A 23,096-nucleotide genomic window follows, 5' to 3' on the forward strand; every position below is an offset into this window, starting at 1 on the left:
TATGCTTCCGGATCCTGCAGTTATTCCGGCATGGATTTTTATGTTCACACTTTTTATGGAGCTATTTTAACACAATGCCGTATTGAAATCAATTTTCAGAACTCCGGCATCGTTACTGTTCATTCTGCGACCGTTACTGTTCACTCCGTTCTCAGCAACATGCTTCAAAAAATATTGCCTGAGAACAATAACTGCAATACCACTTATGAAGATTTTTTTTGATTTACCACATAAATTCCCACACAGACAAGAAACAGTGCGATGAGACTTCCCATATTAAATGCCTGACGTACCTCTCCCAGAACCAGTGCAGACAGGATCACACTAAACAAAGGATTTACAAAGCCAAAGATCGCTACCCTGGATACATCATTCCAGGCAAGCAGCACTGACCACAGTGTATAGGCCACCGCAGACACCATTGCCAGATAAAAGATGATCCCGATACCGGCGGCATTTACCACTCCGAAATGTCCTCCCATCCCTTTTCCGATCAGGAACAGAATAATCCCGCCCATGGTAAACTGCGTTCCGCTGAGTACCACCGGAGATACCTTTCTGGAAAAAATATTGATCAGCACCGTGGACATTCCGTAAGAAAACTGCGCGATCAGAATAAATCCTTCTCCTGTGAGCCTAAAACCCGCATCCAGAGAATTTCCCATGAGATTGATCACGACCACGCCGGCAAAACCGAGGATGCAGCCAAGCATCTTTCGCCCGGTCATTTTTTCCTTGTGAAAAACAAGGCAGGACAGCAGGATCGCAATAAAATTCCCAAGACCTGTGATAATAGCGCCTTTTACACCGGAGGTATGTGCCACACCTATATAAAAGAAGAAATACTGACATACCGTCTGAGCCATACATACTGGCACCGCATATTTCAGAACAGTTCGATCCGGAAGCAGAACCTTGTGCTCACGCAAAGATGCAAAGATCAGTACAAGGATTCCTGCCAGTGCAAAACGCACACCTGCAAAAACGATCTGACTTGCCGTATCTGCAGAATCCATCTGCATCAGACGGTATCCTGTCTTGATCAGCGGGATCGCACTCCCCCAGAGAAGACAGCAGACGCAGGCAAGCGCTGCCACCACCCAGGTTTTTTTTAATATTGTTTTTGTTTGTTCCATTTGTTTATTCTCTCTTTCTCAAAACTTCTTCCATCTGACTGATCACAGCTTTTATTTCATTTATTGCACTGATACTTACGTCCCGGAAATCAAGCTTTTTCCCCTTTCCGTATAATTCCGCCTCATAAGCACTGGCTTTCTCTTCATCTTTATCCTTGTATCGGGCTTTTCCGATCAGCCAGGCACTGGAATCCGCACAGTCCGGATATTCCGTATTTCCCCGGATCAGAAAATCCTCTGAAGCTTCCGTCAATGCTGTTTTCAGTTTTTCTGCTTTATCCAGAAATTCTTCCGTTGTCTGCGGATAATGTTCTTTTATATAAAGGAGATTTTTATGAATACAGGTGGCACTTTTTTCCATTAGTTTCCGTTCTTCCGAATCTTTGAAATTATCATATTCCCCAGGCCGGACTTCCCATCCGCGGATGGATTTGCTTAATTCCATCAGCCAGTATACATGACGGGAAATATCGTCCGGAAACATAAAATACGTAGAAAATTCATGATCGATCATAGGTGCAAGACTTATGATCCCGCCATCTTTATCACAGAGAAATGCTACATTTTCATAATGATAATTCTGGTCTCCCTTCAGGACAGAGATCAGTACCTGCATGGCAAGCTGTTCCGCCATTTCCTGATGCTCCTGCAAAAAATCAGCTTCAAAAATATCTCTATAATCATAAAACATCTGGCAATAGTTTACATAATTATCTATATCTACCTTTTCATCCGGATATTTCCTGAAAAACTCCAGAAGATTCAAAAGGGATTCTCCTTCTTTATAGGCCATGGGTACTGCCGTTCCGTAGTCAAGATATTTTTCATTTACTGCCTCATACCCTTCACAGATGGCCAGTTCATACCTGGGCGCAGGCATAAAATATTCATTAATGATCGTTGACCAGAACACCTCTGCATAAGCATATAGTGGCGTGGAAAATGGTTTGGATTTCGTCAGTGGCTTGAAAATCATATTTCCAGGAAATATGGGAAAATGTTTTTCCCCGCTTACCACGCCTACAGCTTCAGACTTAAGATTTCCGATTCGATTTTTGTATTGATAGTGTCTGACTTTATAATACATAGCAGTCATATCGTATTGCCTTCCCCTTCAATGTATAAGAGGGCTCCCGGCCGGCAAGACATTCACTTTTCAGCGGACGCTTGACGATGATCTTATCCGGATTTGCTCTGATAGCTGCATCAAAAAGATCCTTTTCCCCGGAACACGGTGGTTCCAGCTTCTGGATCAATTGAAGTTTCTTGTTGATCAGGCTGGATTTCTGTCTTGCCGGAAACATGGGATCCAGATAGATCACGTCTACAGGATCAAGAAGCTTTGACATACCTTCTACACTGTTTCCCTCGATTACCTTCATACGACCGGCAATATCTTTCAGATCCATATTTTTCTTGGCACGGCGAATGGCATCTTTAAGAAGGGCTGCGATCACCGGATTCTGCTCGTACAGCGTCACCTCATAGCCCTGGGCTGCCAGAAGAAAGGCATCCTCACCCATTCCTGCCGTAGCATCGATGGCCTTCCTTCCCTCCTTATCTGACTTCACCGCCTTCACCAGCATCTCATGCTGAAGTCTGCCTCTGGTAACTCTGTGAAGCATCGTCTCCACAAAATCCCCCTGATAGGTCAGCCCGAAACCGGACAGCGAAACGCCCCTGGAATCAAACCGCACCGTCAGAAAATCTCCCGGCTTATCCTGAAGCTGCGCTCCGGTCCTCCTGCAAAAGGCTTCCGCCATATCTCTCTGTCCGCCCTTTCCAAGACAGACTGCGATTTTATCATTCATTTCCTGATTCTCTCTTTCATGACTCTTTTTCATAAGCTCTTTCATTCTACAATTTTACAAAAAAAATTGCAATTCATCTCAAAAAAAGATGTCCGCAGACGTACCAAAATACGCTGCAGACATCCAATGTCTGATCCATAGTCAGGCGATTACTTAATGCTTGCTGTCCTAAAACAGAAGCTGAAGTCCCATTGCAATGATCCACATATATGCACAGGTCTTTGGGATCATCAGGCTTCTTATTGTCCGCACTCTGGATCCTTTCGATCAGACCTCTGCTCTCCAGATTTTTCAGAGAAGAGGACACGTGGGATTTCGTCGACTTACGGACTTTAACGATCTCAGCCGTATATTTATTTTGAATTTCTCTTTCCTTTTCTGACTTTGATCCTGCGGATCATCCTTCGAATCAGAAATACCACAAGCACAATGATCACGATAAAGATCAGACAAATACCTGCGATCATTGCCGAAAACTTATTCGGCTGCTTCACCAGATCAATGATATTTCTGCTGTCCTCCACAACCTTACGTCCATGTGTCGTCTCATAAGATTCCGGCACATTGGCAATTCCGTCGCCGTCTGTATCCGCAAAGGACTGCATATATCTTGCGATCGCATCCCAGGCCTTTAATTCCCTGTCATCCTCCATGATCGCCTGATCTTCCAGATTTTCAATAGGATTTCCATCCCTGTCCTTCGGTTCAAGAGACAGCAGTCCATAGGACATTTTCATCACAGAACCAAGCATCTGGCCGGTATACAGATCTGTCACAACATGATACAGCTTGTCATCCTGGATCTCGATCCGCTCTCCGTCTGCCCTGGTGAGATAACAATCTGTCACCTTATTCAGGATCATCCGATGTGGATTGTATGCAAAATTCAATCCACTGCAATATAACCTTGCCGTTGTCATAAAATCCGATACAGAAGCGTCCACCTCCGCTGCCAGCTTCAGCTCTTTTCCGGTCAGGTATGCACTGATCAGCGGATATCCGGCAACACCGTCTTTTCCTATCCCCAGTGAAAAGGAATTAAAAACATCCTCTACTGTGATATCGCCCTTTGTGTATGTATCCCGCACGGTTCCGCTTGGAACAACGGCTACATCAACCGGATCACCATCATAATACTCGGAATTCTCCACTGCATATATGTATGCATCGGACATGATATCACCAAGATTCAACTCTTCGTGCTTCGTGCCCATTTCTTCCAGACTGTTGAATTCAACATCATTTTCAGCAAGAACCTCTTCCCTTGTATAGCCGAAATCGGCAAGATAATTCTTATCCACCGTATCCATCAGGGCATCGATCTGTTCCTGTGTCGCCTGGTCCGGTTTTACATCCTCAGAAACAGGGATCAGCTCATAGGATGTCAGCTCCCACCGTCCGTCCTGTTTCTGTGTCATGGAAAGTGATCCCAGATTTCTTCCGTATTCGCCGCAGGATACGATATATGTATTCCCATGCTGAATTGCCTCTTTCAGCTCTGTGTGCGTATGTCCGCTGATGATCAAGTCGATATCCGGCACCTCTTTTGCAAGAATCTCATCCTCCGATTTGTTCTCATCCTCCCAGGTTCCTCCATGGGACACACAAGCGATCATATCCACTTTTTCATTTTTTCGGATCTCTTCTACCGTCTGTTTTACGGCCTCAACCGGATCCTTGAACTTTAATTCACAGGTCGGTGCACATTCCAGGGCATCCTTACCGAACACACCGACTACCGCAGCCTTTACATCTCCTTTTTGAACTACTACATAATCCTTCACACCGTAGGCTTCAAATGCCGACCGGATCTGCTTCTGACCATCGCTTAATCCATCCTGCTCCATGCTGTCCCAGTCCACGTTGCACACTACCAGTGCCGGCACTGTCTCACCGGAAGCCTTCGCAGCCTCCAGCATATTTGCCAGTCCCTTTGAACGATAATCATATTCATGATTCCCCAGAGTCGTCACATCATACCCCAGATATCCCAGCATCCGAAGCTCTGCCGCCTCCGTTTCGTATACGGTCTGAATCAGGGTTCCCATGGAAAAATCGCCGCCATCCAGCACCAGGGTGTCCGGATCTTCCTGCTTCTTTTCATCGATCAGGGTTTTGATCCTTGCAAATCCGCCAACTTCTTTTTGCTCTCCATCTACGATGGTTGAAAAGCTGTTCAAATGCGAATGTGTATCATGGCTGAACAAAACATCGATCTGTTTTGCCTCGGCTGCTTCCACCGGAACATTCCATGCAAGAGGAAGCAGCAATGCAGCAATAAGCATGATCGCCAGCAGCCTTGCTGAAATTTTCTTTCGTGTTTTCATAACACTCTCCTTTTGTATATAGTTTTCTTATGCCTTTTTACAAAACCATCAATAATGTTCCCATACCGATCAAAATACATCCCATCATCGATTTTGCTGTGAATTTCTCATGCAAAAAAACAAATGCCAGTACCAGTGTGATCACGACACTCAGCTTGTCTATCGGCACAACCTTGGATGCATCGCCTATCTGCAGGGCACGATAATAGCATAACCACGAAGCACCCGTTGCCAGACCTGAAAGGGTCAGAAACAGCCAGCTTTTTTTGCTGATTGCTGCGATCCCGCCCTGGGTATTTGTGAGGAAAACCATTCCCCAAGCCATAACTAGCACCACTATCGTTCGAATCGCTGTTGCAAGATTCGAATTAACACCGGCAATACCTATCTTGGCCAGTATGGAGGTCAGTGCCGCAAATACAGCAGACAGCAAGGCAAACACAAACCACATAGTAACTCCCCCTTAAATATAAGATTTTTCTTAACTATCCCAATACAAGTCCATCATATCATTTCCCCTCTGATATGTCACTATTTACAATTTCCTCCGCCGTATATTCCTCTATTTCTGTCTTTGTCACCTGTTTGATATGCTTTTTCTTCAGGCGCAGATATACGAATTCCCGAAAGATAGTATAGAATACGGAAAGCAGCGGAATGAAAACAAGCATACCTACAATTCCCATAAGGTTTCCGCCGATCGTAACTGCTGCAAGAACCCAGATCGACGGAAGTCCTACGGATTCACCCACAACATGAGGATAGATCAGATTTCCCTCGATCTGCTGCAGCACCAGAAATACTATAATAAATAAAATTGCCTGTTTCGGATTTACCATAAAGATCAAAAAGCTTCCCACCGCACACCCGATGAAGGCCCCGAAAATCGGAATCAATGCGGTAAACGCAATCAAAACTCCGATCAAAAGTGCATATGGCATCCTCAAAATACTCAGTATCACAACAAACATACAGCCGAGGATCACAGCTTCCAGACACTGACCTGCAAGAAAATTTGCAAATGTCCGATAAGTCAGAGAACAGACTTTAAGAAAAGCATCTGCCTTTTTCTTTGGGAGAAAGGCAAAAAATACTTTTCGGATCTGCACATGCAGCTTCTCCTTCTGAAAAAGGACATAGCAGGCAAATGAAAAAGCAATAAAAAAGGTTGCCAATCCACTGACTATGGAACCCACTGCTGACATTGTGGTATTCATCATATTTCCTGCACCGTTTCCAAGAAGGCTTATCCCCCACTTGATCGCCTGATCCGGATTAAACTGCACCTGATTTACCAGCTTCATGATTTCCTGGTTATTATGGGAAAATTCCCGAATCCAGCCTTGCATCTGCGGAATGAAATCAGCGATACTCATCATCAGAGTTCCCATTGTCCGCGTAAGCTGCGGAATCACCCCGAACATTACCAGTACGATTACACCAACCGCCAATATGATTGTAAGGAGCAAACTTATCGGTCTTGCCAGTTTTCCAACTGTCTTATTTTCTTTTTTTACTCTTCCGAAAATTTTCTTTTCCAAAAAGCTCATTGGCACATTTGTTATAAAAGCGATCGCCCCGCCAAGCACAAACGGAAATATAATCCCCCATATTGCTTTTAGCATGCTGAGCACCACATCGAATTTCCATAGGGCAACTACAAGAAGTGCCGTAAACACAATAAGCTCCCTGATTTTTTTTATAGATATTTTGCTTAAATCCACTATTTTTCCTCTCTTTTTTTCAATTTCATACGTATCCATTTAAGTAGCTGAATGATTGGAAGACTTGCAAACGCATACAAATATACACAGCCAAGCTGCATCAGATCCAGCGTCTCTACTTTAAACAGGAGATGAAGTCCCGGAACCGTCAGTACAACGGTAATGAGTACTGCCCCAAGTGCAAATGCTCCCTGAAGCCATTTATTATTAAAGAAACGTTTTGTAAAGATAACCGGATGATCCGATTTGCAGTTGAATCCATGGAACAGACGTGCCAGACAAAGTGTTCCGAAGGCATAAGTACTGCCAAGCAGTGCACCATTCTGATGATATCCTGTCAAAAATCCGATCATCGTCATCATACCGATTACCAGTCCTTCCAGACCGATTTTACCAAGAAAATCCTTTGTCAGTATTGACTCGTCTGCTGATCTTGGTTTCTCATTCATCACCTCACTGCTGTGCGGCTCCACGCCTAATGCGATCGCCGGAAGACTGTCTGTCAAAAGATTGATAAACAGCAGATGTACCGGTGCAAAGGGAACCGGAAGTCCTGCAAGGGATGCACAAAGAACTGCCAGGATCGCACCAAAGTTTCCTGACAGAAGAAACTGGATCGCATACTTGATATTCTGATATAAATTTCGTCCATTTTCCACTGCTTTTACAATTGTTGCAAAATTATCATCTGTAAGCACCATTGCTGCAGCATCCTTTGCGACCTCTGTTCCGGTCACTCCCATTGCAACACCAATATCTGCCTGCTTCAATGCCGGAGCATCATTCACACCATCTCCGGTCATTGCCACGATCATCCCCTTCTCCTGCCATGCACGGACAATACGGATCTTGTGCTCCGGTGACACTCTTGCATACACAGAAATATTCGGGACAAATTCCCTCAGCTGCTCATCACTCATATTTTCAATATCAGCGCCCTCGCAGGCCTCCGACAGATCGTGTAAAATTCCGATTCTCTTTGCAATTGCAGCTGCTGTGATCTTATGATCCCCCGTGATCATGACCGGCCGGATCCCCGCTTTTATACATTCTGCAACTGCAGCCTTTGATTCTTCCCTCGGCGGATCCATCATAGCGATCAGGCCAAGAAATACCAGATGGTTCTCATCTTCTGTCGTCAATACATGCTTCTCCGGAATTTCACGATAGGTAAATGCCAGTACCCGTAACCCTTCCATTGAAAATTCCTGATTCTGGCGCTGGATCTTTTCTTTATCTGCTTCTGTGATTTCCCGAACTCCGTCCTTTGTCCAGATTCTGTCTGTCAGCTCCAGAAGCCGGTCAACCGCACCTTTTACGATCATCCGGTTCTCACCATCAATTCTGTGAAGTGTTGACATCATCTTACGGTCACTGTCAAAGGGAAGCTCTCCTTCTCTTTGATAAAGCTTTCTTACACCTGCAGCTTCGATTCCGTACCGGCTGCCCAGATTGATCAATGCCGTTTCCGTCGGATCTCCGATCTCCACTCCATTTTCATTTGTTGAATCATTACATAAAATGCTGTAGTCCAAAAGACATCTCTGCGCCGGATCTGCTACATCAATTGCATCTGCTGTGATTCTTTTTCCATCAATATAATAATCTTCCACTGTCATTTTGTTCTGTGTGAGTGTTCCGGTCTTATCTGAACAGATAACAGAAACGCTTCCAAGACCTTCCACCGCCTGGAGCTTACGAATGATCGCGTGCTCCTTTGCCATCTTCTGTGTTCCGAAAGAAAGGACGATCGTCACGATGGAGCTTAAAGCTTCCGGAATCGCTGCGACTGCAAGTGCTACTGCAAACATAAATGCACTGCTGATCTTCTCACCGCGGAATACACTGATCGCAAACAGAATTCCGCAAAATATCAGGATCAGAATAGAAAGCTTCTTTCCAAAATCATCCAGATTCGCCTGAAGTGGCGTCTGTTTTTCCGAAGTCGATTTCAGAAGTCCCGCAATCTTTCCAACCTCTGTCTGCATTCCTACATTCGTTACAACTGCTCTGCCACGCCCATATGTGACAAAACTTCCGGAAAACAGCATATTTGTCCGATCACCAAGCGGTGCTTCTTCCAAAATAGTGTCCATACTCTTTTCAACCGCAAGGCTTTCCCCGGTAAGGGCACTTTCATCGACCTTAAGACTTGCATTTTCAATCAATCTTCCATCGGCCGGGATCATATCACCTGCTTCAAGAAGGATCACATCTCCTACAACCAGTTCTCTTGCCGGGAGCTGTACCGCCACACCATCACGTAATACCTTTGCCTCCGGTCCGGAAAGCTTCTTTAAGCTCTGCAGGGACTGCTCAGCCTTTACTGTCTGCACAGTTCCCAAAATCGCATTGATCGTAATAACGATCACAATAACTGCTGCACTTTCCACATCTCCAAGCATACCGGATATCACTGCCGATGCGATCAGGATCAGCACCAGAAAATCCTTATACTGTTCAAAGAAGATCTGCAAAATACTTTTTTTCTTTCCTTCTGCAAGCTCATTCCATCCGCACTTCTCTCTGGACCGTCTGACCTGTTCATCGGTAAGCCCTGATTCCCTGCTTTTCACACGCTCGAGAACTTCTTCTGCTGTCTGCTGATAAATTTCTTTCATTACCTTTGCCTCCTTTTTTGCAAATATTCACCAACTGTAATTTTTTTATGCAATAAAGGATTTTTTTGATAAAAGGATATAAAAAAAGAAACCCTTATTGCACAACAAAAAATGCAATAAAAGTCTCACCATTTCCCTGCAGCGCCGGATGTTTCCACCGTACTGACGACACTGCAAACGCAGATTTCCAAACGTAGGTTACTCCCCTTTATCAGTTTTAATAGTATAACAGGATCGGTACCTCTGTCAAGATACTTTATAAATCACACCTTGCAAATATGATACTCCGGTAACAGAAAAACTCCCATTTTTTGAATGGAAGTTTTTCTGTTACCCTGAAAGTATTATAGGCCTGCAGCCGTTTTATTACCTTTTAAGATTTATTACTCTGATCAGCCACAATATTTCCCTGTACAACTCTTCCCTGATTTTTTCCTTTTCTCAGTCCTCGAACTACCTGTACATTTCCAAGAATCAGATAATCCATTTCTCTCTTAGTGATTTTCGCAAAATTTTTCTTTGAAACAAAATAGAAGGTAACTCCCATCAACACCCACACGATCAGTGCTGCAAAGGACTGTGGAGCCATGAATGCTGGAGAACCGGGCACGATCAGAAGCAGTAATATTACAACAGAGATCACGCAGCCGCCCATTGCTACTGCCGGATGGATTTTATTTGTATCTGTATCATCGCCATATTTTTTCAGAAGAATATAAGCACCTGCACAGGTAAAGAAATATCCGAACGCAGTACCTACGGAACACATATCTACAACCCAGCCGATCACTTCTCTGCCGAAAAATGGGCAGATACAGCAGATAATCATGGTAAACCCAACACATATGGACGGAGTTTTATGCTCCGGATGAACCTTTTCAAAAGCTGACGGAAGCATTTTTGCTCTTGCCATACCAAATAAAAGACGGCTGGATGTCATAAAGAATCCGTTCATACCGGTAAAAATCCCCATGCACACTGCCAGTGCCACAAAGCACACACCAACTTTTCCCATTGCAAGATCAAGAACTGCACCTGTATGCCATTTTACAAGAGTTCCATTCGCATCTGTCATAGTCAGAACCTGCTGCCAGGGAACAACACAATCTGTCACCAGTGCCATTGCACCATAGATCAAAGCACCTACGATCAATGCTGAAATGATCAGCATTTTGCACTTCTGTGGTGGAAAATCATATTCTTCTGCCGCCTGTGGAATACAGTCAAATCCTACATAAAGGAACGGAGCCAATGCCAGGATAGATACAAAACCACTTCCAAGAGACTTGCCTTCGGCTCCGTATGCCGGCTGCAAGTTTGAAGCATCAAAATGTCCTGTTGCGATCACACCAATGACTGATACAACAACCGCTGCACACATGATAAGGACCATCGCAAGCTGAAGATTTCCTACAGATTTCGCACCTTTGTAATTCATGATCCCGAAAAGTATGATAAAGAACAGGGATAATCCGACTTCACCCATATATACATCATATCCTGCAATTGTATACAGGTAACCTCTGTTAAAGACTCCAGGAAAAATATAGGATGCCAATACCGGAAGTGCCGTTGCATTCAAAGCTACAATAGACAGATATCCAAGCGACAGCATCCATCCGCATATGTACGAAGCAGTTCTTCCAAAGCCTTTATATGCATAGGCAAATTCACCACCCGCTACCGGGAATTTTGCGATCATATAAGAATAGCTGTAGCCTACCACGATCATTAAAAGACCGCCTGCCAGAAATCCCAGAAACAGCGGGAGCGGTCCACCTGCACGTTCTGTCCAGAGACCACCCTGTATAAAACATCCCCATCCAATGATGGAACCGACTGCAACTGCCCAGATCGAACCAGGTCCCATGGATTTTTTTAATTTTGTTCTTTTATTTCTTTCACCCATATATATCCTCCTGCTTCATCAAGCATATCATTCATCATCATCTTCTCTGGTTTCTTCACTGATCGTATATGCCTCACTGATATCGGAAACAAAAATTTTTCCATCACCATAATGTCCATACTGCCCACTCTTTGCACTGTTAATGATAATATCTACAACCTCATCTTTTTCTTTGTCCCCAACAGTAATATACAGCATGTTTTTTGCCATTTCCTGATAAAGGACATCCCCTACCTGAATTCCTTTTTCCTTACCTCTTCCTGAAATTGCCCATTTTGAAAAAGCAAAATATCCTTCCTGCTCCAGTGCTTTGATGACGTCCATCACTTTCTCAGGTCTTACGATTGCTGTGATCAGTTTCATAATCCTTCATCTCCCATCCATAAATACAAAAAGAGCCCAGATACCAAAGTATCCGGACTCCATCGTCTCTTTCTATATTATCATTATTTTTTTCAATATTCAATCAAAATCTTTCACTTTCCGGCCAGACGGAAAAGATAATATTAAATGCGAAAGGAAGCGAAAGCCTCCGGACGCATTATTTTTTTACCTGAAAAGCACAGAAAGAGAGGTGAGAACGTGCGAAACTACCGATATTTGACATTCGGCGACCGCGAGAAAATCGAGACGGAATACGCAGCCGGAGGACGTCCGGCCGACATTGCGATCGACCTCGACGTCCATGTGGCGACTATCTATAAAGAACTGAAAAGAGGCGACACCGGCCAGCTCGACAAGAACATGCGCCGAGAGTATAGCGCCGAACTCGCCCAGCGCCGACTCATTGAGAGCTTTAAGTGCCGCGGGCGAAAATCCCCCACTATATAAAAAAGAAAGGAGCGACAACATGGCAGCATTACACGAAATAGCTCGGCAGTACGCCGAAGAAATCCGCGACGGTATAGCGTGGGTGATTATATGGAAAACTGGCCGAAGCTGGCACGCTGAAAGCGTCTGGCTCAACCAAGACTCTGACACCTTCGAGCTGGAGGATCTGAGCACTGCCACCGAAATTCTGGAGCAGGATCCGAACGCTGTCATGGTGAACGGCTACTACTGCGGGCACTTCGGCGAGAACATGACGATCGCAGAACTGGAGGCCGGTATTCTCTGGCACTACGAAGGCGGCCGCAATCTCCTGAAAGACTCGACGGCCTTCCCTCCTGAGCCGATACCACGTCCGGAAAACCTCCCGGCAGATATTCCATGGTACGGAAAGGAAACCACCGAGGAACCGGATCCCTATATATTCGACGGCTACATGAGCGTCGAGGACTACGAGAAACGCCAGCAGCTCATAGCTGCGGATCAGGCGCGAAGCGATCCACTCCCGGACGAGCCGCCACCAGAACCTCAGCACACAGAGCTCACGATCCAGATCGGCCCACCTGCCGCTACTGCCCTGCTCGGCGCTCTCGCCGACGCAATAAAGGCAGCAGCTCACGCAGTCCGGCAACTCATGGACGAGCTCGCGGAGCGGTTCCGGAAGTTCCGGCAATACGCAAGAAAGGCCGTGGACACTTTTGTGGACTCCCTACTATATAGAGCCAACACCCACCCGAAATGGTGGCACCTATACAAACACGCACGGAAATGGAGAACCCGGAAGAAATACAAGCGGCTGCTTATGAGGCAGCTATGCAGCAGGCTGGCCGCTGGATAGGAGGTGATCCCATGAACGACTCGCGAAACCTAAGCGGGCCCGTACTCATGCTCAGCGCGACGGCTGCCGCTATGAAGTATGCCAAGAGTGCGGGCTGGACTGGAATGTAAGCAAGCAGGCGGTGATCCCGTGGTACGGCTACAAGTGCCCGATCTGCCGCAGCAAATACAGAAAAGGAGCAAAACCATGAGAAACGAAGTAATTTACGACAAAAACGGGCGCCCGGACATTATGGTGGTTTTTACCCCGTCCGAGCTGGGACTCCCTGACACCCTGAGAGGCCGCAAGGTTAAGGAATACGCGATCAGCAAGTACCAGAACACATTGATCGACGGCGTTCCGTACTCTCTCCCATTTATGAAACCGGCTGTGAATATCAACCACGACGAAGCGATCCGCCTCTGCGAGAGCAAGGGCGAAGGCTGGCACCTGATCACTAACGACGAATGGGTGGCTCTCGGCTTCTGGAGCTGGGACAACGACACCATGCCGACCGGAAATACTGCGAGCGGCAAAAGCCACAGCCACCCAGAACAGACCGGCACTACATACGAAGGAGGCTGCGGCAAGACGTTGACCGGATCCGGCCCGGTTCAGTGGAATCACGACGGCACGGCCTACGGTGTAGCTGACATGAGCGGTAACATCTGGGAGCACGTCGGCGGCGTTCGGTTTATGGACGGTATGCCGCAGGTGATCCCGAACAATGGCGCAGCCTATGGCGCGGATCAGTCCAAAGACTCTCCAGAGTGGGAGGCAATCTACACCGAGGACGGCGATCCGGTTTACTACAACGTACACAACGGCGAGATCACACTCCAGCCGGTACACCCGGACGGCACCGACTATGACGGCGTAAAGTTCACGGATCTGGAAGTTCGCAGCGACATGGACGCACCGGACAGGCTGAAAGACCTCGGCCTCTATCCTGCCGACGACTACGAAAGCGACGAATACTTCTGGCTCGACTCTAACGGCGAGCGGGTTATTTATCGCGGGGGCCTCTGGCTCAACGGTGCGCACGCTGGTGTGTTCTACCTCCTCGGCAACTCCTCCCGCAGCGGTGCGGGCGCGAGCGTCGGCTTCCGTGCCGCTTGCGTTCGGTTTATCTGCGACTCTGACACTCTGGACGATCTGGACTCTGACAAGAAGCAGCCAGAACCAAAAAAGCGTAGCATTTTAGCTCCGGACTTTATCGGACGGATCAAGCAGGCACTCGCCCGGCAGTTTCAGAAGCTCTACGAAGCCGCACACGGCGAGGATCCGGAAGGCTTCGCTGAACTGGCCGAGAAGGCAACAGACGAAGAACTCGCCAAGGCTGCAAAACTCAGCGCCACACTGGCTCAGGTGAACGCAGCCGTGGATATGTACGAGCTGACCGCTAAGCAGTTAAAGCTCGCAGCCACAACCTCGATCACAATCAAAACGGAGGTGAACAACCATGAATGAGCTCCGGGACATATTCACGAAATACAAAGCAGCCGTATTTTTTGACACTGAGACAACCGGGCTCGAAGCTGAAAGCTGCCAGATCATTGAACTGGCAGCGATCAGAGTCGAGAAAACCGAACGGGGCACCCTCCGCATGGCCGACAGCGCCGACGTGTTCGTGAAGCTGCCGGAAGGTGAGCGGATCCCTCAGAAGATCGTCGAGCTAACAGGAATCACAGACGAGCAGCTCGAAAACGAAGGAATCACCGAGGCTGAGGCTGCCGCTCGCTTCACTGAGTTGATCGGCGGCGGCCGCGTCCTTCTGGTAGCCCACAATGCACAGTTTGATCTCCTGTTTACTGCTGAAATGCTCCGGAGACACGGAAACGGTGGCCTGGAAGCCCTGAAAGCTGCCGACTATCTGGACAGCCTAACCGTTTACAAAGACCGCCGGGCATATCCTCACAAGCTGGCGAACGCGATCCTCACCTATAAGCTGGAGGACAAGGTTCAGAACTCCCACAGAGCGATCGACGACGTGGCGGCACTGTTTGAGGTGTGCAAGGCCATGGACGCGGAACGCTCCGATCTTCTCAGTTATGTGAACGTGTTCGGATATAACCCGAAGTATGGAGTAAGTGGGAAACGGATCGAAAAGGTGGCCTACTGGCCACAGAATTTCAACAAATACATGCAGGCTCCGAGCTATACGCTCCCGGCCAAACTCAGACAAAGAAGGAGGTAACAGAAATGCGAAGCAGCTCGCTGAAAGTATACAGCCCGGTGGAATACACCGGGTACAAAGAAAAAAGAAGCGGCCACCCGTCGGAACCGGGAAGCCGCACAGGCAATCGAAAAACCACGCGAAAGCCTAAGCCTATTTTATACCGGCTGCGCCGTTTTTGCAAGCGCCTGAACTGGAAAAGGATCGGCGGGCTGGCAGTCACCACAGTGGTGATCGTGTTCGCAGTACGCGGCGCCGTGGGTATGTTCTCGGAACACACCCAGACAAAAAACGCCCCGACCGCAACCAGCAGCCCGGCGGCCGAAGAACCTCAATCCTACGTTTTCTACTACAAAGACGGGCAGGCCGTAAACTGGGAGGACGTCACAGACGCATGGGCCGCAGAGGCAGGATTCCAGAAGCGCTACACTCTCACCGACGCCGAGCGACTGGAGATCGCTCAGGTGCTCACAGCCGAAGCCGGAGGCGAACCCTTCGCCGGAAAGATCGCAGTAGCTCAGTGTATTCTCCAGACCTGCGAGGACGAAGGGATCCGACCGGACGAAGCGCTGCGCGTGTACGCATATAGCAAGCGCCGACCGGAGCCGACTCAGGAAGCCCTCGAAGCCGTGCAGGACGTGTTCGACTTCGGGATCGTGGCAACGACCGAGCCGATCAAATACTTTTACGCTCCCGCTCTCGTGGACAGCGAGTGGCACGAGTCCCAGATCTATGTAATGACCATTAACGGACACCGATTTTTTAAGGAGGCAACCGAATGAATAACGAAAACAAGCCAAGCGTGATCGCAGAGCTCACGGCTGCACTTGCCAGCATGGCGGAACGTGCCGCCGCTGCTGAGGCCGAAGCCGAGCAGTACAAGAAAAGCTCAGGCGAGTGGTATCAGTTTTTCACCAGCAAAGACAAGGAACTGAGAGACACGCAGGCAGAACTCCAGAAAGCCCTCGAAGCTCTGGAAGCAAAGGAAGGAGAACAGAACCATGGCAACGACAAAGAAAGCAATAGCTGAGGCCGAACAGGCCGCAGAAATCAAAGAAGCAACCGCAGCACCTACCGCAGAGCCGGAAGCTCCGGCCGTAACACTGGACGAGCTGGAAGGCATGGACATGAACATGTTCGATGTGGAGGAAACCGAAAGCGCTCCGCATCCGGTATGGCGTATCACTGACGACGGCTGCGCCGACTGGGCCTGCCAGAAAATCGCAGAAGAAAAGGCTGAGCTCGACCGGATCACCTCACTGGCAGACAGCCAGATCGAAAAGATCCAGCAGCGCGTCGAGGCAGCTCAGCGCAGATATGAAAACGGCACCCGTTTTCTCACCGGAAAGCTCGCGGAATACTTCGAGACAGTTCCACACAAGACAACCAAGACAAAGCACAGCTACCGCCTTCTCTCCGGCACTCTGGTGAAGAAAATCGGCGGCCGCACCATGAAACAGGACGACGACGCACTGCTGGCCTACCTGAAAGCCTCAGACAACGAGGACATGATCCAGACCACAGAGAAACCAAAGTGGGGCGAGTTCAAGAAGCGGCTCGAAATCGTAGGAGGCCAGATCGTAGACAAAACCACCGGCGAGCTGGTGGAGGGCGTGCAGATCATTGAAAAGCCGGACACCTTCACGGTGGACGTGTAAGGAGGTAGCGCATGGCAACAACCAAGGACACAACAGCAGCTAAAACGGCCACAACCCCACCGGTACCGCTGACGCTGCAGCAAAAATTCATCAAGCTGCGCGAAGCCGTTCCCTCTATCACCCAGAAGGCCCACAGCGACGGCGTAAAGTACAAGTTCGCGAAGATCTTCGACGTGTACCAGCTTCTCACTCCGGCCATGAATGAGTTCGGCGTCAATTTTGACATTGTAGGCGAGCAGGCAACCCGGCACAGTGAAAACGGGGATCCGATCTACTACTCCAACTTCACGCAGCACACCAGAAACGGCGACCGCATTGTCTGGGTGTACGAGGCCGACCTCACGATCCGCTGGACGAACGCAGACAACCCGGACGAGACTCTGGAAGTTACCCTCCACGCGATCGGAACGAATGACGGAGGGCCGGACAAGGCCAAAGGCTCCGCGTGGACGTACTGCCTCAAATACTACCTGTTCGAGAAGTTCGGCATTGATCAGGGCGACGACGATCCAGACATGAGCGACCACAGCAGCGAGCCCCCTCAGCAGAGCCAGAAGCAGCACACAGGAGCTCAGAACGGAAACCGGCAGGGAAACACCCAGCCGCAGGCGCAGAACGGCCAGACGGGGCGCTCAGGCGCCGCACGGCCACTCTCAGACGCTCAGCTCTCCCGCCTCTACCGTAAAGGCGAGGACGCCGGGTACTCTCAGCAGTCGATCAACGACTGGATCCTGAAAAAATACGGACAGCAGGATCCGCACAACCTGACGCGGGCCCAGTACGACGAAGCCTGCGCCGCTATGGACAACGCAAAGCAGCAAGGAGGACAAGACAATGCTTAATCATGTGGAGCTTCTGGGCCGTCTGGCTCAGGAGCCTGAAATCAGATACACACAGGGCGGCACACCGGTGGCGAGCTTCGACCTCGCCGTGCAGGTACCGAGCAAGAACAAGGATGCCGCTCCGGACTATATCCCGATCGTTTGCTGGAGAGAACGCGCTGAGTTTTGCGGCCGTTACCTCTCCAAAGGCCGCCAGATCGTAGTCGAGGGCCGGATCTCAACCCGTAAATGGAAGGACGAGAAAACCGGACAGAACCGCAAAGCCGTGGAGGTCACGGCCTCGAACATTTACTTCGCAGACAGCAACGGAGGCAACGCAAATGGCAATTCTCAGCCCGCCAACAATGACGGATTCATGGACATGCCGGACGACGGACAGCTCCCTTTTAACTAATCACACCGACCGGAGGACGACCGGAGGACAGACCGACGGAACTCCACGGCCAAACCAGAAACAAACCACGAAAGGAGGTGCCGACAGTGGCATGGATCCAAATTCACCAACAACTGAAAGACCACCGCAAGGTACTGGCTGCTGCTGACGAGCTCGACATTGAACCGGCTCACATGCTCGGCCTGCTGATCTCGTTCTGGCTCTGGGCCATTGATAACGCACCGGACGGATCCCTCGCTGGAATATCCGACAGAATGATCGCAAGAGCGGCCCAGTGGGACAAAGATCCGGAGGAATTTGTGGCCGCCCTGACCTCTGCGTCTCTGCTGGACGCAACAGAGGACGGCGTTCTGGAGATCCACGACTGGAGCGAGTACACCGGAAAGCTGATCGAACAGCGAGAAAATGAGAAAAACCGTTCGAGAGCCCGCCGCGCTGCTGCTAAGTCAAACGACCGGAGGACGACCTCCGGACAGTCTGCGGACGCAAGCAAGAGCGACCAGAAAAAGACCGCAGGTAGAGTAGACCAGACCAGAGTAAACCAGAGTAGACCAGAAAATAAGGGGGATACCCCCATAACCCCCGCGACCGAGAAGCAGCCAAGCGCTCAGGAGCGACGTTTCGCAGAGTTCTGGACTGCATACCCGAAGAAAGTCGGCAAGAAAGCCGCACAGAAGGCATGGGAAAAGGCAAAGCCTGACGCCGAACTGTTCGAGAAGATCATGCAGGCAGTGGCAACAGCTAAAACCTCGGAACAATGGCTGCGAGAAGGTGGCCGCTTCATTCCCAACCCGTCAACGTGGATCAATCAGGGGCGATGGGACGACGAACCTCTCCCACCTGCCGGATCCGGAAGCTATCAACAGCGACCGGGTGGAAATTGTGGAAAACCTGACACCATGGACGTACTCGCGGGGATAATCGCAGACGAGGAAGGAGGCTTCGAGATATGACAAAAGCAGACGCGGCTCGACTGGTGGCGATCGTCGTCACCGCCTACCCGAATTTTGACAAGTTCAAGGACGCGAAAGCAATCGAGGCCACGGTGAACCTCTGGGCTATGATGTTTGAACAAGACGAATCCGGGATCGTAGCGCTGGCGGTCAAAAAACACATTGCAACAAACAAATGGCCGCCGAGCGTGGCCGAAATCCGGGAGATCATGCTGGAGATCCAGCACCCGGAGCTCATAGAGCCGGACAAGGCATGGCTGGCCGTGAGCGACCTCATGTACAGCGCCGGACAATTCAACCACGGAGATCTCTCCCGCCAGCTCCCGCCTCTGGTGGCGCGGGCCGTTGAGTCAATCGGCTGGACTTCCCTCTGGGAAATGCACCGCAGCGCATACATAGGCGGCAAGCCCGGCATGGATCGGGTAGCCTTCATGCAACAGTACACGCCAATGTACGAACGGGAAAAGGCCCGCAGCATGACACCGGCACAATTAACTGAGAAGATCGACAACGTGGCCGGATCCCTTCCGGACAAAGGCCAACACCTGATCGGGTACCGAGAAAGCGAACGCCGCAGGAAAGAACAGGAAATGGAAGCGCTCACCCGCGGAGCCCTCCGGCTGGAGAGCCAGATCGTCGAAAAGACGAAGCTCGAACTCAGAGGGGAGGTGCCGGAATGATCCTACAAGGCGACGCACTGGCGGAACTCAGAAAGCTGCCGGACAAATGCTGCAGCGTCTGCATAACTTCTCCACCCTACTACAACGCCAGAGACTACGGCGTGGCCGATCAGCTCGGAACCGAAAGCTCTCCGGAGGAATACACCCGCAAGATGGTGGAAATCTTCCGGGAAGTCGCCAGAGTTCTGAAAGACGACGGCACTCTCTGGCTGAATATCGGCGACAGCTACGCGAGACATATCGAGGACGGAGGGATCAAGCGCAAGGATTTGATCGGGATCCCGTGGCTGCTGGCTCTGGCTCTCAGAAGTGACGGCTGGTACCTCCGGGCGGACATTATCTGGAACAAGCCCAACGCCATGCCGGAAAGTGCCAAAGACAGACCAGCAAGATCTCACGAGTATGTTTTTCTGCTCAGTAAAGCGGCCGCCTATTACTACGACGCCGAGGCCGTCAAAGAACTGGCCGTCGGATACGATCCAAAAAAGCCCGGCCGGAAGCGCGGCAATGCGAAAACCTTCCGCGGCGGCACTGCCTACACTCACGATCAGGCCAAAGCCAACAGTGCTGAGGTGGATCGAGGCAGCCACGGGCTCCAGAGAAATGAAACCGGCAAGAGAAACCGCCGGGACGTCTGGACAATCGCCACACGGCCATATAAAGGCGCCCACCTCTCCACGTTTCCGGAGGAACTGGCCAAGATCTGCATACTGGCCGGGAGTAAACCGGACGACACGGTTCTGGATCCATTCTCAGGAAGTGGAACCACAGGAGCCGCAGCCCTCAAAGAAGGGCGGAACTATATCGGGATAGAGATTAACCCCGACACCTGCAAAATACAAGAGCAGCGACTCGCTGAGGCTGCTCAGGAAGGAGCCAAACCATGAAACGCGGTGAAATTTATTATATCGAAAGCACATACCGGGAAACCGGAAGCGAGCAGAGAGGCGGCCGTCCTGCGGTGATCGTCTCCAATGACAAGAACAACGAAAACAGCGAGGTTGTGGAAGTGGTATACATGACCACCAAACCAAAAAACGACCTCCCAACTCATGTATTTATCCGGAGCGCACTCTCCCCTTCTACCGTCTTATGCGAACAGGTAAACAGCGTAAGCGTGAAAAGGATCGGGACGCTGATCGGAAAATTGACAAAGAGCGAGCTCACAGCCGTGGACTCTGCTCTGGCAATCTCTCTGGGGATCGACTTCATGGATCCGAAGCCCGCAGCCAAAGAAGCGGAACATTTACTGAAAGAAATAAGCAAGCAGCCACTCCAGATCGTCCAGCAGGATCCAGACATTGAAAAGATCAAGCTCGAAACCGAGCGCGATCTCTACCGGAATTTATACAATGAGCTGCTGAGCAAAACCATGAAAGGAGCAAGCGCATGAGAAAAAGACTGGTTTACATCTGCTCCCCGTGTCGCGGGGACATTGAAAAGAACATAGAAAAGGCCCAGCGCTACTGCCGCGAAGCCGTCGAACTCTGGGACGACGTGATCCCGATCGCGCCTCATGTATATTTTACCCAGTTTCTTGACGACACCAAGCAGGAGGAACGCGCCGCGGGCATGGACATGGGCCTCTCACTTCTGACCATGTGCGACGAGCTCTGGGTTTACGGGATCGAGAATCCGAGCGAAGGCATGAGAAACGAGATCGAATACGCGAAGCAGCACCAGATCCCGATCCGGGACGCTGCCGAGCTTTACAGAAACCGCGAAGTCGAGGCACTTCCGATCGGTGACGCTCTGATCGTCCTCCCCTCTCACGTCGGGAACCTGAACGGAGTCGCCGCGATCGAATCCACCACCGTGCGGATCAATGGCGAAATGATCTTAGACCTTGCGATCGAGCTCAGACGACACCCCGGCCACGACATCACACTGGAGGCCGACAAAGGCGCAGGCTCGGAGGTAGATCAATGAGTTGGGACACGGTTCCGGGAAGAAATGGCGAAGGCTACCCGGATCCGACAGCCAGCACCGCCCTTGCACGGGTGCAGCATAGCCAGAAAGGGCTCCAGAGCAAGCGAGCCGGTGAACACTTCGAGAATATGATCACCGCAAGCCTGAACTGGTACTGCGACAAGAGCGTGGCCTTCGTTGAAAAAACTCCGGAGCCCATGAAGCCACTCAGGAAGCCAGACCGACAGGGCCGGTTCCTTGCTTGCTACACCAAAGCCGGGCAGCCTGACTTCAAGGGAACGCTCGCAGGCGGCCGGGCCGTGGTATTTGAGGCAAAGCACACCGACAGCGACAAGATCGACCAGAGCCGCCTCACCCCTGAGCAGGTGGAAAGCCTGACGCTCCACCACAAGCTCGGAGCTGCTGCCTTCATCATGGTGAGCGTGGGGCTGGAAAACTTCTACCGGGTACCGTGGGAAGTATGGCGAGACATGAAACAGATCTACGGACGCAAGCACATGAAACTCGAAGATCTGGAACCGTACCGCGTGCAATATATCGCCGGGATCCTCAAACTGCTGGAAGGTGTGGAGATCGACTACACCGAGGAAGGAGGCACGCCATGAAATGCGAATACTGCGAGCTCCGCAGAGTCGGGCCTTTTGTAATTTCAAAAGCCTGCACCATGCTGAGCGGAAAGATCATAAACAAACAGACGGGCGAACCGTTAAAAATTTGTATGCACCACATGGCCTACCCGGATCCGTGTATGAACAACGGGAACGGCTGCGGGCTCTACAAATCACAGAAAGGAGATCAAGCCAATGAACAACGCACTGCTGAGCAGTAAAAACATGTGCTGGTGCACTCCGCCGGATTTTTTCGCGGAACTGGATCGCGAGTTTCATTTTGAACTGGATCCGGCCAGCACCGACAAAAGCGCCAAGTGCGCGAAACACTTCACGCCGGACGACGACGGCCTAAAGCAAGACTGGGGGGGGGTATCGCGTGTTCTGCAATCCGCCATACGGCCGAGCGATCGCAGACTGGGTACGCAAAGGCTACGAAGAAAGCCGGAAGCCCGGCACCACCGTGGTTATGCTCATTCCTTCGCGGACTGACACGGCATATTTTCATGACTGGATCTTCGGCAAGGCCAGCGAGGTGAGATTCCTCCGCGGCCGCCTGAAATTCACCGACGAGGACGGAAACGGCGAGGACGCAGCTCCGTTTCCTTCTGCCGTCATAGTGTGGCGGAGTCCGGAAAGCACCGGGCGCGAGTTTGCCACATGGCACATATAAAAGCACCAGA

The 23,096-nt window shown here is 50.1% G+C and carries 25 protein-coding genes and 1 pseudogene; 17 read left to right on the forward strand and 9 right to left on the reverse strand.

Annotation, left to right across the window (positions count from 1 at the left end; all coding sequences use genetic code 11):
* Positions 1-203: 203 nt before the first annotated feature.
* The 9 genes from DWW77_RS00860 to DWW77_RS00905 form a co-directional block, all read right to left on the reverse strand.
* Positions 204-1,136: a DMT family transporter gene (locus tag DWW77_RS00860; protein ID WP_118607889.1), complete on the reverse strand. Its 933-nt coding sequence runs from the start codon at positions 1,134-1,136 to the stop codon at positions 204-206.
* A gap of 4 nt (positions 1,137-1,140) precedes the next feature.
* Complete coding sequence (locus tag DWW77_RS18205; RefSeq protein ID WP_286187971.1) at positions 1,141-2,232, reverse strand: hypothetical protein; 1,092 nt, start codon at positions 2,230-2,232, stop codon at positions 1,141-1,143.
* On the reverse strand, positions 2,213-2,947 hold the full coding sequence (locus tag DWW77_RS00870) for a class I SAM-dependent methyltransferase (protein ID WP_044962204.1): 735 nt from the start codon (positions 2,945-2,947) through the stop codon (positions 2,213-2,215). Before DWW77_RS00870 ends, DWW77_RS18205 begins: the two co-directional genes overlap by 20 nt.
* Before the next feature lie 353 nt (positions 2,948-3,300).
* Positions 3,301-5,274, reverse strand: a complete 1,974-nt coding sequence (locus tag DWW77_RS00880; RefSeq protein ID WP_118607890.1) for a bifunctional metallophosphatase/5'-nucleotidase — start codon at positions 5,272-5,274, stop codon at positions 3,301-3,303.
* Between the two features lie 37 nt (positions 5,275-5,311).
* Entirely contained in the window at positions 5,312-5,725 is a 414-nt protein-coding gene (locus DWW77_RS00885) for an EamA family transporter (RefSeq protein ID WP_118607891.1), read from the reverse strand.
* 58 nt (positions 5,726-5,783) lie between these two features.
* On the reverse strand, positions 5,784-6,998 hold the full coding sequence (locus DWW77_RS00890) for an AI-2E family transporter (RefSeq protein WP_286187972.1): 1,215 nt from the start codon (positions 6,996-6,998) through the stop codon (positions 5,784-5,786).
* Complete coding sequence (locus DWW77_RS00895) at positions 6,998-9,619, reverse strand: cation-translocating P-type ATPase (protein WP_118607892.1); 2,622 nt, start codon at positions 9,617-9,619, stop codon at positions 6,998-7,000. The genes DWW77_RS00890 and DWW77_RS00895 overlap by 1 nt, the downstream gene beginning before the upstream one ends.
* A gap of 373 nt (positions 9,620-9,992) precedes the next feature.
* Positions 9,993-11,528, reverse strand: a complete 1,536-nt coding sequence (locus tag DWW77_RS00900) for an APC family permease (RefSeq protein WP_118607893.1) — start codon at positions 11,526-11,528, stop codon at positions 9,993-9,995.
* A gap of 27 nt (positions 11,529-11,555) precedes the next feature.
* Complete coding sequence (locus DWW77_RS00905; RefSeq protein WP_015525489.1) at positions 11,556-11,891, reverse strand: P-II family nitrogen regulator; 336 nt, start codon at positions 11,889-11,891, stop codon at positions 11,556-11,558.
* Between the two features lie 147 nt (positions 11,892-12,038).
* Between DWW77_RS00905 and DWW77_RS00910 the strand changes: the two genes are divergently transcribed.
* The 17 genes and pseudogenes from DWW77_RS00910 (at position 12,039) to DWW77_RS00990 (ending at position 23,086) form a co-directional block, all read left to right on the forward strand.
* A complete protein-coding gene (locus DWW77_RS00910; RefSeq protein ID WP_118607894.1) occupies positions 12,039-12,359 on the forward strand; it encodes a helix-turn-helix domain-containing protein in 321 nt (106 codons plus the stop codon).
* 19 nt (positions 12,360-12,378) lie between these two features.
* Positions 12,379-13,194, forward strand: a complete 816-nt coding sequence (locus DWW77_RS00915; RefSeq protein WP_118607895.1) for a hypothetical protein — start codon at positions 12,379-12,381, stop codon at positions 13,192-13,194.
* Positions 13,195-13,380: 186 nt separating this feature from the next.
* Positions 13,381-14,643, forward strand: a complete 1,263-nt coding sequence (locus DWW77_RS00920) for an SUMF1/EgtB/PvdO family nonheme iron enzyme (protein WP_286187973.1) — start codon at positions 13,381-13,383, stop codon at positions 14,641-14,643.
* Entirely contained in the window at positions 14,636-15,370 is a 735-nt protein-coding gene (locus DWW77_RS00925; RefSeq protein WP_118607897.1) for a 3'-5' exonuclease, read from the forward strand. The genes DWW77_RS00920 and DWW77_RS00925 overlap by 8 nt, the downstream gene beginning before the upstream one ends.
* A gap of 5 nt (positions 15,371-15,375) precedes the next feature.
* Positions 15,376-16,131 carry a spore cortex-lytic protein gene (locus tag DWW77_RS00930; protein WP_118607898.1) on the forward strand — a complete coding sequence of 252 codons (756 nt, stop codon included), beginning with the start codon at positions 15,376-15,378 and terminating at the stop codon, positions 16,129-16,131.
* Complete coding sequence (locus DWW77_RS00935) at positions 16,128-16,379, forward strand: DNA-binding protein (protein WP_118607963.1); 252 nt, start codon at positions 16,128-16,130, stop codon at positions 16,377-16,379. The genes DWW77_RS00930 and DWW77_RS00935 overlap by 4 nt, the downstream gene beginning before the upstream one ends.
* On the forward strand, positions 16,351-17,007 hold the full coding sequence (locus tag DWW77_RS00940; RefSeq protein ID WP_118607899.1) for a host-nuclease inhibitor Gam family protein: 657 nt from the start codon (positions 16,351-16,353) through the stop codon (positions 17,005-17,007). Before DWW77_RS00935 ends, DWW77_RS00940 begins: the two co-directional genes overlap by 29 nt.
* An 11-nt stretch (positions 17,008-17,018) precedes the next feature.
* The gene (locus tag DWW77_RS00945) at positions 17,019-17,849 is read left to right on the forward strand and encodes an ERF family protein (protein WP_009299106.1); all 831 of its coding nucleotides are present in this window, start codon (positions 17,019-17,021) and stop codon (positions 17,847-17,849) included.
* Complete coding sequence (locus DWW77_RS00950; RefSeq protein ID WP_118607900.1) at positions 17,842-18,243, forward strand: single-stranded DNA-binding protein; 402 nt, start codon at positions 17,842-17,844, stop codon at positions 18,241-18,243. The genes DWW77_RS00945 and DWW77_RS00950 overlap by 8 nt, the downstream gene beginning before the upstream one ends.
* Before the next feature lie 86 nt (positions 18,244-18,329).
* A complete protein-coding gene (locus DWW77_RS00955; RefSeq protein ID WP_118607901.1) occupies positions 18,330-19,196 on the forward strand; it encodes an LvrA C-terminal domain-related protein in 867 nt (288 codons plus the stop codon).
* Positions 19,193-19,876 carry a replicative helicase loader/inhibitor gene (locus DWW77_RS00960; protein WP_118607902.1) on the forward strand — a complete coding sequence of 228 codons (684 nt, stop codon included), beginning with the start codon at positions 19,193-19,195 and terminating at the stop codon, positions 19,874-19,876. Before DWW77_RS00955 ends, DWW77_RS00960 begins: the two co-directional genes overlap by 4 nt.
* The gene (locus DWW77_RS00965; protein WP_118607903.1) at positions 19,873-20,763 is read left to right on the forward strand and encodes a DNA-methyltransferase; all 891 of its coding nucleotides are present in this window, start codon (positions 19,873-19,875) and stop codon (positions 20,761-20,763) included. Before DWW77_RS00960 ends, DWW77_RS00965 begins: the two co-directional genes overlap by 4 nt.
* The gene (locus DWW77_RS00970) at positions 20,760-21,269 is read left to right on the forward strand and encodes a type II toxin-antitoxin system PemK/MazF family toxin (protein WP_118607904.1); all 510 of its coding nucleotides are present in this window, start codon (positions 20,760-20,762) and stop codon (positions 21,267-21,269) included. Before DWW77_RS00965 ends, DWW77_RS00970 begins: the two co-directional genes overlap by 4 nt.
* Entirely contained in the window at positions 21,266-21,805 is a 540-nt protein-coding gene (locus tag DWW77_RS00975; protein WP_118607905.1) for a DUF7768 domain-containing protein, read from the forward strand. Before DWW77_RS00970 ends, DWW77_RS00975 begins: the two co-directional genes overlap by 4 nt.
* The gene (locus DWW77_RS00980; protein WP_118607906.1) at positions 21,802-22,410 is read left to right on the forward strand and encodes a Holliday junction resolvase RecU; all 609 of its coding nucleotides are present in this window, start codon (positions 21,802-21,804) and stop codon (positions 22,408-22,410) included. Before DWW77_RS00975 ends, DWW77_RS00980 begins: the two co-directional genes overlap by 4 nt.
* On the forward strand, positions 22,407-22,634 hold the full coding sequence (locus tag DWW77_RS00985; RefSeq protein ID WP_118043835.1) for a single-stranded DNA-binding protein: 228 nt from the start codon (positions 22,407-22,409) through the stop codon (positions 22,632-22,634). Before DWW77_RS00980 ends, DWW77_RS00985 begins: the two co-directional genes overlap by 4 nt.
* Positions 22,635-22,638: 4 nt before the next feature.
* Positions 22,639-23,086: pseudogene (locus tag DWW77_RS00990) on the forward strand (DNA N-6-adenine-methyltransferase).
* Positions 23,087-23,096: the final 10 nt, after the last annotated feature.

The organism is Ruminococcus sp. AF17-12 (genome assembly GCF_003479245.1).
In the GTDB taxonomy this organism is placed as follows: domain Bacteria; phylum Bacillota; class Clostridia; order Lachnospirales; family Lachnospiraceae; genus Blautia_A; species Blautia_A fusiformis.